Annotated in this window: 12 protein-coding genes; all 12 read right to left on the reverse strand. The window is 46.5% G+C overall.

Going from position 1 to position 13,259, the window contains the following annotated elements; all coding sequences use genetic code 11:
* Window position 1: 1 nt before the first annotated feature.
* Window positions 2–1,603, reverse strand: coding sequence for a sugar ABC transporter ATP-binding protein (locus CLFS41_RS10815; RefSeq protein WP_045092290.1), 1,602 nt, complete (start codon window positions 1,601–1,603; stop codon window positions 2–4).
* Window positions 1,604–1,789: 186 nt separating this feature from the next.
* On the reverse strand, window positions 1,790–3,013 hold the full coding sequence (locus CLFS41_RS10820) for a DUF3798 domain-containing protein (protein ID WP_007867140.1): 1,224 nt from the start codon (window positions 3,011–3,013) through the stop codon (window positions 1,790–1,792).
* A 479-nt stretch (window positions 3,014–3,492) separates the two neighbouring features.
* Complete coding sequence (locus tag CLFS41_RS10825) at window positions 3,493–4,152, reverse strand: GntR family transcriptional regulator (protein ID WP_242856818.1); 660 nt, start codon at window positions 4,150–4,152, stop codon at window positions 3,493–3,495.
* Between the two features lie 14 nt (window positions 4,153–4,166).
* Window positions 4,167–4,634, reverse strand: a complete 468-nt coding sequence (gene bcp / locus CLFS41_RS10830) for a thioredoxin-dependent thiol peroxidase (RefSeq protein WP_007867143.1) — start codon at window positions 4,632–4,634, stop codon at window positions 4,167–4,169.
* Window positions 4,635–4,811: 177 nt separating this feature from the next.
* The gene (locus tag CLFS41_RS10835; RefSeq protein WP_045092291.1) at window positions 4,812–5,195 is read right to left on the reverse strand and encodes a class II aldolase/adducin family protein; all 384 of its coding nucleotides are present in this window, start codon (window positions 5,193–5,195) and stop codon (window positions 4,812–4,814) included.
* A complete protein-coding gene (iolC, locus tag CLFS41_RS10840; RefSeq protein WP_007867146.1) occupies window positions 5,186–6,172 on the reverse strand; it encodes a 5-dehydro-2-deoxygluconokinase in 987 nt (328 codons plus the stop codon). Before iolC ends, CLFS41_RS10835 begins: the two co-directional genes overlap by 10 nt.
* Before the next feature lie 13 nt (window positions 6,173–6,185).
* Window positions 6,186–6,971: a fructose-bisphosphate aldolase gene (locus CLFS41_RS10845; protein WP_197092166.1), complete on the reverse strand. Its 786-nt coding sequence runs from the start codon at window positions 6,969–6,971 to the stop codon at window positions 6,186–6,188.
* Between the two features lie 75 nt (window positions 6,972–7,046).
* Window positions 7,047–8,363, reverse strand: a complete 1,317-nt coding sequence (locus CLFS41_RS10850; protein ID WP_007867150.1) for a TRAP transporter large permease subunit — start codon at window positions 8,361–8,363, stop codon at window positions 7,047–7,049.
* A gap of 17 nt (window positions 8,364–8,380) precedes the next feature.
* Entirely contained in the window at window positions 8,381–8,938 is a 558-nt protein-coding gene (locus CLFS41_RS28975; protein WP_157140332.1) for a TRAP transporter small permease, read from the reverse strand.
* Window positions 8,939–8,970: 32 nt separating this feature from the next.
* Complete coding sequence (locus CLFS41_RS10860) at window positions 8,971–10,029, reverse strand: TRAP transporter substrate-binding protein (protein WP_007867152.1); 1,059 nt, start codon at window positions 10,027–10,029, stop codon at window positions 8,971–8,973.
* 233 nt (window positions 10,030–10,262) lie between these two features.
* Window positions 10,263–11,030 (reverse strand): DeoR/GlpR family DNA-binding transcription regulator, encoded by a 768-nt coding sequence (locus tag CLFS41_RS10865; RefSeq protein WP_045092293.1) that lies wholly within the window; start codon window positions 11,028–11,030, stop codon window positions 10,263–10,265.
* Window positions 11,031–11,228: 198 nt separating this feature from the next.
* A complete protein-coding gene (locus CLFS41_RS10870; RefSeq protein ID WP_045092294.1) occupies window positions 11,229–13,247 on the reverse strand; it encodes a fructose-specific PTS transporter subunit EIIC in 2,019 nt (672 codons plus the stop codon).
* Between the last annotated feature and the right edge of the window lie 12 nt (window positions 13,248–13,259).

Below are 13,259 nucleotides of genomic sequence, written 5' to 3' on the forward strand. Positions count from 1 at the left end.
CTTACATCGCCTCCTCATCTGCATCTTCTAATTTGGATCCGCTCATCAGCAGTCCGAATTTATAGTCCTTATCATCGGAACGGAGGATCCCGGCTATCTTTCCCTCTGTGACAATGGCAATGCGGTTGCATACGGAGCGCAGCTCAGCCAGCTCGCTGGAGGTGATAATGACCGTAACGCCTTTTTCCTTGTTCAGCTTCATCAGGGAATCCAGTATCATCTTTTTAGCGCCGATATCAATACCTCTGGTGGGCTCTGATACAAACAGGATATCAGGCTCCAGGGTCAGCGCCCTGGCAATACAAACCTTCTGCTGATTGCCTCCGGATAAACTCTTTACCGGCTGTGCATGGCCGGTACACCGGATATCCAGATCCTTGATCATTTTCTTGGCATATTCGATGGCGCCTTTCTTATCATAAAAGGGTATCCCGAATTTTTTCACTACAAATTTGTCCTTTGTCTTAAGGGCTGCGATGGCGATGTTCAGCTCAATGGACTCATCCAGCATCAGTCCCACACCGCGCCTGTCCTCAGACACAAATGCAATACCGTCATCCAGGGTGTCCTTTGTCTTTGTCACGTCCAGGACCCTGCCGTGTACCTTTACCTCACCCTTGGAAGGGTAAAGTCCCATGACCCCGTTGGCAATGCTGATCTTTCCGTGGCCTGCAAGGCCTCCGATTCCGAAGATCTCACCTTTCTTTACCTGGAAGGTCACATCCCTGGCAACCTCCCCGGGCATGCTGACCCCAAAGTGGTTAAATTCCAGGCAGACCTCCCCGTTTTCCTCCTCATGGCCGATCTCCCGGTTGAGGATCTCAACCTCGCGGCCCACCATAAGCTGTGACATCTTCACCGTGCTCAGGTCAGCCGTGTGATAGTCTCCCACCATCTCGCCGTCCCTGAGGACAAATACATGGTGGGTGTTGTTCTTCACCTCATCCAGCTTGTGGCTGATAAAGATAAAGGCAATCCCCCGTTTTGCCACGGAGCGGACACAGGCCAGGAACTGCTCTGCTTCCGTCTCGGTAAGTACGGCCGTTGGCTCGTCCAGCACGATCAGCTTGGTATTTTTCTTATCCAGTTCCCTGGCTATTTCCACAAACTGCTTATATCCCACAGGAAGGCTTCCCACCCTGGTCTTGTCACTGAGTTCGATCCCCAGGGAATCCAGGGTCGCTCTGGACTCCTTGTGCATGGATGCCCGGTCTACCAGATCCAGGCGTTTTCCAAAGACAAGGCTGGCCGGGGTCTTTTTTACATTTTCCCTGTTCAGCTTAATGTTTTCAGCAACATCATAACCATCGATAAGCATGAATTCCTGATGCACCATGCCGATTCCATATTTCATGGCCTCTATGGGCGACTTAATATTGACTTCCTCCCCGTCTATGAGAACGCTGCCCTTAAAACCTCCAGTTTGCTGGATCGCGGGCATACCAAAGAGGATATTCATAATGGTGGATTTTCCGGCTCCATTTTCACCGATCAATGCCACAATCTCACCAGGCTTGACTTTTATGCTCACATCTTTCAGGACTTTATTTCCAAAGAAATCCTTTTCAATGTGATTCATCTCTAATATGTATTTACTGCTCAATGTTCTTCTCCTTTCCAGTAACCCGAAGCTTTCTCAGGGTTGTACTTCCCCCAGTCCACGGAAAACTCACGTTTAAAGGGCTGTTTTTAAAAAAAGAAAGGATGCCTAGCGCTGCATCCCTTCCTTTTGAAAGCATCAGGGAAGTTTCGTTCCCCATATAAAAATTGATAGAGAGAGATTTAACAATTAGAATCTTTCGTAGCTACACATAATGAAGAAGCCGTTGTCATATGTAGTTCCGCCGTCTGTAATGTTCTCTACGTCCACTTCGCCGCCGGCCGCATCGCTGAGGGTCTGCTTGAATACTTCTGCATCCAGCTTCTCTCCGTTCGTCTTGCCTTCGCAGAATGCTTCCGCATAAGCGTAGCTTCCTGTCATGAACAGGGTCATAAGAGGTGCGGTCCATGTTCCCATGTGGCCTGTCATGTCCGCCTCTGCCAGTTTCTCAGAAATAGCATTCATCATGTAATCAGAATCATATAACTTGTCTGCCGGTACCTCAATACCCAGAGCAGATGGGAAACCAACAAATGGAGAGGGGTCGGAAGGCATGGTAAAGTAGGACTTTGTATTAACCACGCACTTGATCATAGGCTCCTGCTGGCTGGTGTTGGTGCCAAAGAAAGCTGTCTCGGCGCCGTACTGGTCAACTGCACGCGGAACATCCTCTAATACGAACTGCTGTGTGCCGGAAGTGCCTGCATCCGACATTGGGTCAGGTGTGGTGGTCTCAACCAGGGTCAGGCCCAGCTCTGCACAGCGGTCCTTCATGTTCTGAAGACGGTCAGCGGTTGGCTGCCATGCCAGGTGGCGCGGGAAGGAATAGTGTACAAATGTCTTAGCGCCCATATCGCTTAACTCATCCACCATCTGGAAGCCCATCTTCGGAACGTTTGAGTGATAGAACACGTCACAGTTAGAAGATGTGGTAGCAGAGTCATCCTGATAGCCGGCTGCGATCAGAAGGATGTCAGGGCGTACTTCGCGGATCTTCTGGCAAGCTGCTGCAGTACCCTGTACAGCCTGGCTGAAAATGATCGCCTTTACATCCGGATCAGAAGCAAGGCTCAGGGCTGTGGAAATAGTGGTCTCCTGCTCAGTTGCAAATTTATCAGGGAATGTTGCCAGTACAACTGTGTCCGGATGCTGTTCCTGAAGCATCTCAGCTGCCCGGTAGCTCTCCTCACTCTGTGAAACCGTTGTGGTCATGATGCCAATCTTGTAATCTCCGGCTGCCTCTGCTGGAGCTTCGCTGCTCTCCGCCTCGCTGCCGCCTGCCGCTGCTTCACTTGCCGCTGTTGTTCCGGATGCAGCCGCCGTGGTGGATGGTGTGGAAGAGCCGCCGCCACAGGCTACAAGACTTGCCATCATGGAGATCGACAGCATTACTGATAAAATCTTCTTTGTCATAATCAAAATCCTCCTTTGGTATATTGTGTACTCCCGGAATCTCCGAGAGTGCACTAGTGCTTAACCCTCAGTTAAGCTGGTCACAGGACCATTAATATGTCAATTCCCGTCTGTTTTTACCCTCCTGCTTCCGAAAGGGCATTTTGCAAAATAGGTATGACGTATCGCTAATTTGTATTATAACAACATGCCCATAGAACGTCAACATGTTTTTTATGCAAACTTAATAATATGTTAATATAATCAATAAATCTTTTATATATTTGTGCATTTTGTATAATTTATTAGACATTTTCTTACTTTTTACAATATATGGGTGGGTATTGGGGAAGAAAAAATGGTATGATGTCTTTTTGTGTTTCACAAAGTCATCATACCACCTTACTATCGTTGTTTTCTATTATCACTGCATCTTATCAAAGTTTTTACATTTTATGTAATCTGTCACAAAAATTGTGCCAATCTGCGCCTGTTGGTCATCACGTGAAGCAGCATGGATTCCCTGGCCTCCCGGCAGTCATGTCTTTTAATAGCCTCAGTGATCTCTTTATACCCCCCCCCAATTTCCACCTTACAGTATCCTCCGGATAACTGTAATTGGTCAGCTCGGAAAAAATCCTTGCCGAAGATGTGATGATCGGTATCAGGCTGGCTGCAATACGGTTCTTGCTGCACACCGCGATCTGTGTATGGAAGGAAATATCACATTCCACATGGCTTTGACTGCACCTGATGCACTGCTCCGCCTCCTGGCAGCGCCGCTCCAGCTCCTTCACATCCTCTTCCTCTGCATACTGTGCAGCCATGGCAGCGATCTCCGGTTCAATGATCACGCACATATCCACCATATCTTTTACGGTTTTTTCCTTGTTCTCCATAAGGCAAAGCCCCAGCGGGTCATCTGAAATCCCGTATTTTTCAGAAACAAAGGTTCCGGCCCCGTGTTTCACCGTCACAATGTTCCTGGATTCCAGTATCTTGATTGCTTCCCTTATGGTCCCCCTTCCCACACAGAGCATCTGAGCCAGGGAAAATTCGTTGGGCAGCTTGTCCCCCTTCTGAAGCTTCTGTTTCAAAATATAGTCAATGAGGGCCTCTGATATCTGTTCCGGCAGGGAGCGTTCTTCCTGTCTCTCCATATTATACCCCTTATCTATTCTGATGCCAGGTCCAGATACTCCAGTATCTCCTGGGCATTGGTGTCCGGCTTGGCCTTTTCAAACACTTTCTCGATCACACCCTTTTCATCGATCACATAGGTGCTTCTCACCACGCCCATGGAAACTTTTCCGTAAAGCTTCTTTTCCTTCCACACATCATATGCCTGAATGGCTGTGAGCTCAGGATCCGATACCAGGATAAAGGGAAGTTCATACTTGGCGGCAAAGTTGGAATGGGACTTCTCACTGTCCTTGCTGACCCCGATCACCTCCACGTTCCTCTGTTTAAAACCAATATAAGCTCCCGCAAACGCACACGCCTGCTTGGTGCATCCGGGGGTGTTATCCTTGGGGTAAAAATAAAGAACTACTTTCTTTCCTTGAAAGGAAGACAGTGTAACCTCATTCCCATCCTTGTCCTTTAATGTAAAATCCGGCGCTTTCACTCCTGCCTGCAGCATATCTGTTTCCTCCTTATATTATATGGCATGCTCCCGGTGATTCCGGGAGTACACATGTGGAACGGGCTTAAAAAGTCCTTCCACTTCTGGAATCATATTATTCCAGCTTTGTCTGGTTGTCAAGCCCAGAGAAAGTCTTTATTCATACCGCCGGATGCGTAAAAATAATGATTTCACCTAAAACCCATCCCCTTTAAGGCATCTCCTCCGCATTATTAACCTGTCTCCTGCTAATAAAGCGATTTTCGCAGTATCTTCTGTCAGTTCTGCCAGCTCAAATCCAGCTTTTACACTCTGTTCCAAAATCAGTATGCCATGGGCTTTCATTAAAAATATTTTACTGGAGGGATTTTTCAGTATAGAGATCCGTGCTTTTTCAGCCAAATCTTTACTGCCTGGCTCTGCATAGGGAATCATCGGTACACAACCTAGTTTCAATTTTGCTGCCGCCCCTGTCAAATCATCCGTAATTGAGACTAATTGTTTCATGCCTTCCTTTCCAAAAAAGAACTGCCGGTCCTGCCTTAACGGCCCAACCGGCAGTTCTTTTTTTATCCGCATATATAGTCATTCTCTGTAATAAACCTATCGATCTGTTCCAGTGTAGGCGTTGAATCAGAACAGCTGTGTCCTGATATCGTAATGGAGGCAGCCGCAGCCGCATACATCAAGCACTTCTCTATGGTAAATCCACTGATTATCCCATAATTAAATGCACCTGAGTATGCATCTCCTGCGCCGAATGTTTTGATCGCCTTCACAGGATATACCCCGCCATGATAGATATCCTCTTTGGTATATATACAGGAGCCTTCCTTTCCCCTTTTTATAGACACATATTCCGCCCCACGCTCAAGGAAATATTCTGCTGATTTCCTGTCATCCCTGTTTCCAGGAAGAAACATCCGCTCCATAACATCGAATTCCTCCCGCGTACCGATTACCATATCTGATTGAAGCGCTGCCATATGGTAATACACAGATGCTTCCTCCTCCGTATCCCACGTATCGGTCCTATAGTCTAAATCCAGTATGATCCTGGTGTTATTTTTCCTGGCATAGGACATGGCAAGAAAAACACTTTCCCTGGCAGGGCTATGTGTAAGTGATGTGCCGGATATCAGAAGCATTTTCCCATCGGCAATATATTTTTCATCGATTTCTGTGCACTGTATATTCAAATCCGCGCAATCCTGACGGTACATAAAATAACTGCACTTACCATTTTCTCTGATCTCTCCCATGGTCAATCCTGATCTTCTTCCCGTGTCATCAGTACGTATATGGGAAATATCCACACCTTTTCCATTCAAATAGGAACATATGAATCTTCCGAAAGCATCATCCGACACTTTTCCAATATATCCCACCTTCAGTCCAAGATTCGCCATGGCAACAGCGGTATTGGCCGGAGACCCTCCCACATATTTGGAAAATGTCTTTGCTTCTTCCATGGGCCCGGTTTCATTTGCATACAGGTCTACCGTTGCCCTTCCCATTGCTATTACATCCATTTTTCTAAATCTGTCCAATTGCATTATGTCATCTCCATCACTCATGTTCCAGCTCTTCCAAAAGTTCCATTGCTTCTTTCACTGAATATCCGCCATGTATGATCGACTTTACTGCTTTGACCATGGGAGTGATTTTAGGATACTGTATAATAAACCTGCCATAGGTAACTCCCACTGCACCGGAGTCCAGTACATCCTTTGTCATTTTCAACAATTCCTGAGGAGTCCGGCAGTTATCGCCTCCAGCAATGGCAACCATACTGGGGGTTCCTTCCACTACCCTTGCAAAACTTTCCGGATCTCCCGTATAATTCGTCTTGATCAGATCAACTCCCAGCTCTGCCGCAGCTCTTGTTGCATACAGTATATTTTTCCAATCATATCTTGCATCATCTTTTAAGCAGTTTCCTCTTGGATATATGTGGGATATGACAGGCATTCCCAGTTCTTTTGCTTTCTTACAGTAATCGGCCAGCGTAGATAACTGCTGCGGCTGTTTGTCTCCGCATACAATACACCCGATGGACACTGCGTCCGCCCCCAGTCTTACACCTTCCTCTACCGTGGCCACCGGTGTGTCAAAATCCGGCTGGTAGGGCGAAAAAGTAGTGCATTTCAATACCAAGGGGGTAATACCTGCATGTTGGCCAAAGCACCGTTCTGCCAATCCTTTATGCATGGTTATAGCATCCGGTCCTCCTGCACACATATCATCTATGGTCTGCTGGAAGGTATCAAGTCCTCTCATAACTCCCCTGGCCATACTGTGGTCCACAGTCAATCCGAAATATCTGCCGTCCTTTTCAGGCATTAACCGGCGCATTCGTGCACTATATCCCATGAATTCCATCAATCATCACCTTTACCTTTCTTAAATTATTATCCGGGTATATTTTATTTACGTAAACAGATTAACAAAAAACATTAAATATCCAGGACAAAGAGTTGTGACCAAAACCGCCGCCAGACCAACTATGATAAAGGGTACTGCTTCCTTTACTGTGTCTGTAAATGTAGCTCCTGCGATTTTCTGTCCCACAAATATCCCCACTGCAAAAGGCGGTGTCAAAAATCCCACGCACATATTCACAAGCATGATCGCGCCAAAATGGATCGCTGTAATACCATAAGCGTTCATTGCTACCGGAAGAAGAAGCGGCGTCATGATCAGAATTGTGGCGTTAATATCCATAAATGTTCCCATAAACAGAAACAGGATATTAATCATTAAAAGGAAGCCGCCTCTGGTTGAAATGGACTGTGTAATGAGGTTTGAAAGGAAACCGGAGACCCCGGTGAGTGTTATCACTTTCCCTGCAATAACCGAAAAGGCGTTTAACAATCCGATCACAGCTGTTGATGCACCGCTGATCGCCGCTATGGTAAGGAAATCGACCTTGATCGCTTTCTTATTTACAAACCATAAGATCAGATAATAAAAAATGCCATATACCGCACTTAACGCGCCGGCTTCCGTAGGCGTACAAATACCGCCATATATACATCCGTATATAATAACAGGCATGAGTAACGCTGGAATTGCACGGAATGTGTTTTTTCCAAACTCTGCCAGCCGTTCAGTTCCGCTTATGGAAACTGCCTCCGGCTTTGGAAGATGGCGCCCAATCCTGCAATAATTAACAGCAATATATCCAACCATAAAAATAAGCGCCGGTCCAATAGTGACCATCCAGACATCCGATATTTTAATTCCCGCCGACAGCGCGTACATGATTCCCGGTACGGACGGAGGAATAAGGATCCCTAAAAAGCATGTAGCTGCCAGTAATGCCGCCACATAACCTCTGGGATATTTCTCTTTTTCCATTTCCGGCTGAACAATTTTTCCAATAGCGGATATTGTTGCCATAGCAGAACCGGTAAGCACGCCAAAGGCCATGGATGCAAGAATGGTTATGATTCCAAGGTTTCCCCTTACCCTGCCTATAATACCTCCGATCCAGTTTATCAGCATTTTGGAAATGCCGCTGTACTCCATCAATGTACCGGCATATATGTAAAACGGTATTGCCAGGAAAGAAAAGCTGTCCAAGGAGGACCATGCATACTGTGCAACCGTAACCACATCATGGCCCCCAGCCATAAACACAACCATGGAGGCAATTCCCAATGCGTAGCTAACAGGAATCACAAAAACAATTGCCACAAATAAAAACGTACCTATAAATACCAATAATGCTGTTAATGGTGTCATATCTTATTCCCCTCCCTTCATTCTGCATTAACGGATACAGGCCAAATATTGCACAGTATCCTGTATACCCCATGCCACACCGTAATAAGGGATCCAATAAGTACGGGGAAATATACAATCCACATAGGAATATGCATTGTCTGGGATGTCTGGCTTCCTCCAGCTATGAACATAATGTAATTCCCAAATACCCAGCAAAAACCAAGGAGAAACACCACTGTTATCACCAGACCTACTGTTTTTAACAGCAGAATGATCCTGTCTTTTGTTGCAGCGCTTATCCCTTTCAATGATTTGATAATGGTAGGCGCTATATCAATCTCTATCTGTCCCCCGGTATGGAGCGCATATCCCCCTCCCAGATAAGCCATCCACACAAACAGATACCGTGCCAATTCTTCTGCCCACGGGGTAGAGATCAGTAATATGTAACGGCAGACAACCTGAATAAAAATAGCTATAACAAGAACAATGGTGCAGAACGTAAGCACAATCTTTTCAAAATAAAGAAAGCAGTGATTTATTTTTTCAAATACATTCATATTATGCGATCTTGTTGATTTACTTTCTCCCATATACATTCTCTCTTTCATGCAGCTTTAAAACCTTATTTTTTATAATCTCCGCTGATGATCATATCCATGATATCTGCCGGATATTTGCCTTTTGATTCTTCCCATATTTCTTCATAAATCTTTTGCAGCCCAGCCTTCATGTCCTCTGACGGCTGTGATACCACCCACTGTCCGCTGTCAACACCGCTCTTCACCAGTTCATCCGTTGTATTCCTGAAATATTCCGTAAACTCCGCTGATGCTTTCCTTGCACACTCCGTAAACATATCCTTGTCATCATCGCTTAAGGTGTTCCAAAATTTAGGGCTTGATACAAAACATCCGCCGGAATAGCAGTAGTTCAGTTCCGTAATATACTTTATAACATCTGTTAACCCCTGATTTACATAATTGAATACCGCATTATCAAGACCGTCTACCGTCCCTGTCTGGATAGCTGACAATACTTCAGACCCTGGAATTGAAACAGGAAGGGCACCGCATTTCTCATAGAAGGATTCTACAGAGGCTACAGAAGGGATTCTGATTTTCAGTCCTTTCAGATCGGACATGTCAGTTATCTCACGCTTCATATTCCCCACCTGCCTGAAACCATTACAGAAAGAACTGATTCTGATTATGTTGTTCTCTTCCATGATCTTTGCAACCTGGTCTGCAATCCATCCCTCATTATAATATTGATCTGCCTCATCATAGTCTGATACAAGACCGGGAAGCCATGCAAATCCCAGTTTTCCATCAAGAATGCCATCAATCGACATATCATCGTTCAGATTGAAATCCAATGTACCCATCTGTATCATCTGGGCTGTATCCGCAGCAGAGCCCAGTGAACTGGCCGCAAGAACCTCACCCACATACTTCCCCTCTGAAGCCTCGGCAACGTAATCCACGAATAACTGGCAGTATTCTGCCCGTTTAGGCGAATCTGATGTAATTGTAAATTTAATAGTTTCCCCGCTCCGTTCAGCTGCCTCCACATTCTGACCTCCGCCTGAGGTTGTTGGCACAGCGGTCTCTTTTCCTCCGCATCCGTACAGTATCGTACTGGCAATTGAGATTGCGGCAATGAGTGTCATAATTTTTTTCATTTGAAAGTTCCCCCTTCTTTGTAAAAATCATTGGATAATGCTACAATAATCATCTGTGGTTTCGCCATTATAGTATCACTTAATGGTTATCTTGTCAATATATTTTGATGATATTATGGTTCATTTTGATTGTTTTATGGTTTTATTATGGTTATATTTTGGTTATACTAAAAAATCCATGAATTGGTAAATTATACCAGTCCATGGATATGATTTGCATCATATTAATTTCACTAAACAACAATAATTTCACAGCCGCATTGCCGGATACTCTCCATCATATCATCAGACGGAGGCTGGTTTGTAATAATGGTGTCAATCTGTTCCAGGGATCCATAGGATTTTATGGTCACCTTTCCAAATTTAGTATGATCAACCAGCAAATATACCTCCTGGGCACGGTTAACTGCAGTTACCTTTAATTCATTATCAGAAAGAAGGGAATTCATAACACCATATTGTACAGTTACGCCGGTTGCTGCCATGAATGCCTTGGTAAAATTATAGCTTGAAAGTATTTCCGCGCTCCTCTCATCAATACTTGTAAAGGAGTAGTAATCCCTGTTCAGGATACCTGAAAATGTGATAATCTGAATATTAGGATATTGCAGGGCTCTTATAATAAAATCCAGATTATTTGTCAGCACTGTGACGTTGAGATTCTTTATGTAATCCACCAGATTACACACCGTAGAACCGGAATCCACAAAAATATAATCTCCGTCATTTATAAATTCTGCCGCTCTTTCTGCAATTCTTTTCTTTTCCTCCAGCATCAGGTGTCCCCGCGTATTAAACGGAAGCATTCCAACATCATAGTTCTGGATCGTACTGGAAACACCCCCGTAATTCTTTACAATGCTCCCCTTCTTCTCTAACTCTATCAGATCCCTGCGTATTGTATTTTTAGACACTCCAAATTTTTCACACAACTCTTCAATCGTAACATTCTGTGCTTTCTGGATATATGCTTCCTCTTGTTCAATCCTTTTTATCTTCATACTGCTCCTTATTTAAATCATATTAACTTTACCATAATATTACCAACATTTATCCAACCTGTCAATGAACCGCTAAAATATGATAGCTAAATGCAATTTAAAAATAACAGAGCGGCCTAAACCGCTCTGCTGTCTGTGTACATCTTTTTTATTATACCAAATACTCCCCTTATAAGCACCCGGTACCTGTTTCATTCATCATTGCCGTGCATTCTTCTTAAGGAATCCCAGGATCACACAGCCCACGGCCGCTCCCACGACAACGGCTGCCAGATACATAAATGGATTTCCAATGGTGGGCAGTACGAAGATACCTCCGTGGGGCGCCCGCAGCGTACAGCCAAAGGCCATGGAAAGACCGCCTGCCAGGGCAGACCCGATAATACAGGAAGGGATTACCCTCAGCGGATCCTGTGCCGCAAAGGGGATTGCACCCTCTGTGATAAAGGACAGTCCCATGACATAGTTCACAATACCGGACTGGCGTTCTTTATCCGTGAACTTCTTCTTAAAAAATGTGGTACACAGCGCAATGGCAATGGGTGGAACCATTCCGCCCGCCATAACGGCTGCCATGACCTCAAAGTTTCCCTCAGCCAGCTGCGCTGTCCCGAATACATACGCCGCTTTGTTAAACGGGCCGCCCATGTCAATGGACATCATTCCACCCAGTACCATACCCAGCACGATCCTGCTGGCTCCGCCCATACTGCCAAGGAACCTGGTCAGCCCGTCATTGATCATGCCCATATACGGATTGATAAACGTGGTGACCACAGCTGCCAGGAAAATGCCGATCACGGGATATAAGAGCACGGGCTTAATACCCTCCAGCGATTTGGGCAGCCTGGAGAAAAGCTTTCTCAACCCCACCACAATATAGCCGCCTACAAAACCCGCAAACAGGGCGCCGAGGAAACCTGCGTTCACATCACCGCCTGCGGGATTGGCAAAGGTGGACCCCATCTTTGCGATCATGCCAGCCACAAGGCCCACAGCCAGACCTGGGCGGTCGGCAATGCTCATAGCGATAAATCCGGCCAGGATCGGCAGCATCATGCCGAATGCCTGCTCTCCAATGGTCTTTAGATATGCTGCCAGAGGCGTATTCTTGCCAAAGTTTGACGGATCAATGGAATAATCGTCAAAGAGGAACGCCAGGGCGATCAGGATACCGCCTCCGATCACAAAGGGAAGCATATGGGACACGCCATTCATCAGGTGCTTATAAACAGTACGCCCCAGGCTGTCATTGCCGTCCTCTATTCCCGTACTGCCCGCTGCCCCGGTATGGTGATACACCGGTACAGTGCCGCTTACAGCCCGCTTAACCAGATCCTCCGCCTTGTGGATACCGTCCGCCACAGGAACCATGATAACCGGCTTGCCGTCAAACCGCGCCATTTCCACGTTCTTATCCGCTGCAATGATAATGGCATCCGCCCCGGCGATCTCTTCCCTGGTGAGTACGTTCTGGGCGCCGCCGGAACCGTCCGTCTCAGCCTTTAAAGGAATCCCCAGCTTTTTACCTGTGTTCTCCAGGTTTTCCGCGGCCATATAGGTATGGGCGATCCCTGTGGGGCAGGCTGTGACCGCCAGCACCCGGTAGCCCTTTATTTCCGCCTTGACGCTGCCGGCATTTCCGCTTGCAGGCGCTCCCGCATTTGCACCTTCTGATGCTCCGTCCTTCACACCCCCAGACTCTTCTGTACCCTTCTTTCCGCCCTCTGACGCCTCCGCTCCCTCCGGGGCGCCAAATCGAGCCACCTCTGCTTCATCAATGATCTGTAAGAACTCTTCCTTGGACTTTGCAGCAATGAGTCCTTCCTTGAATCCCGGATTCATCAGCAGCGTGGACAGACGTGACAATGCTTCCAGGTGGACATCCGCTCCCTCTGCCGGAGCCGCGATCATAAACAGCAGATGGGCCAGCGAGCCGTCAAATGCATCGTAGTCCACCCCTTCAGGCACCACCATGGCTGCCAGTCCCGGCGTCCCCACCGCTTCCACCTTGGCATGGGGAATGGCAATCCCTTCACCGATCGCCGTGCTTCCCAATCCTTCCCTTGCAAGGATCCCTTCTTTATAACCGGCCTTGTCCTTCAGCCGTCCGCCCGCATCCATCAGGGATACCAGCCGGTCAATGGCCTCCTCCTTGGAAGACACCTTTACATCCAATTCAATACTTTCTGTTTTTAATAATTCAGTTATACGCATAAAAGATCGCCC

It is taken from the genome of Clostridium sp. FS41, assembly GCF_000954015.1.
Classification (GTDB): domain Bacteria; phylum Bacillota; class Clostridia; order Lachnospirales; family Lachnospiraceae; genus Enterocloster; species Enterocloster citroniae.

Bases quoted from the DNA above. Each gene is read 5' to 3' on its own strand.
- CLFS41_RS10820 (WP_007867140.1), bottom strand. From the start codon at position 3,013: ATGACAAAGAAGATTTTATCAGTAATGCTGTCGATCTCCATGATGGCA.
- CLFS41_RS10825 (WP_242856818.1), bottom strand. From the start codon at position 4,152: ATGGAGAGACAGGAAGAACGCTCCCTGCCGGAACAGATATCAGAGGCC.
- bcp (WP_007867143.1), bottom strand. From the start codon at position 4,634: ATGCTGCAGGCAGGAGTGAAAGCGCCGGATTTTACATTAAAGGACAAG.
- CLFS41_RS10835 (WP_045092291.1), bottom strand. From the start codon at position 5,195: ATGCGGATAAAAAAAGAACTGCCGGTTGGGCCGTTAAGGCAGGACCGG.
- iolC (WP_007867146.1), bottom strand. From the start codon at position 6,172: ATGCAATTGGACAGATTTAGAAAAATGGATGTAATAGCAATGGGAAGG.
- CLFS41_RS10845 (WP_197092166.1), bottom strand. From the start codon at position 6,971: ATGCGCCGGTTAATGCCTGAAAAGGACGGCAGATATTTCGGATTGACT.
- CLFS41_RS10850 (WP_007867150.1), bottom strand. From the start codon at position 8,363: ATGACACCATTAACAGCATTATTGGTATTTATAGGTACGTTTTTATTT.
- CLFS41_RS28975 (WP_157140332.1), bottom strand. From the start codon at position 8,938: ATGGGAGAAAGTAAATCAACAAGATCGCATAATATGAATGTATTTGAA.
- CLFS41_RS10860 (WP_007867152.1), bottom strand. From the start codon at position 10,029: ATGAAAAAAATTATGACACTCATTGCCGCAATCTCAATTGCCAGTACG.
- CLFS41_RS10865 (WP_045092293.1), bottom strand. From the start codon at position 11,030: ATGAAGATAAAAAGGATTGAACAAGAGGAAGCATATATCCAGAAAGCA.
- CLFS41_RS10870 (WP_045092294.1), bottom strand. From the start codon at position 13,247: ATGCGTATAACTGAATTATTAAAAACAGAAAGTATTGAATTGGATGTA.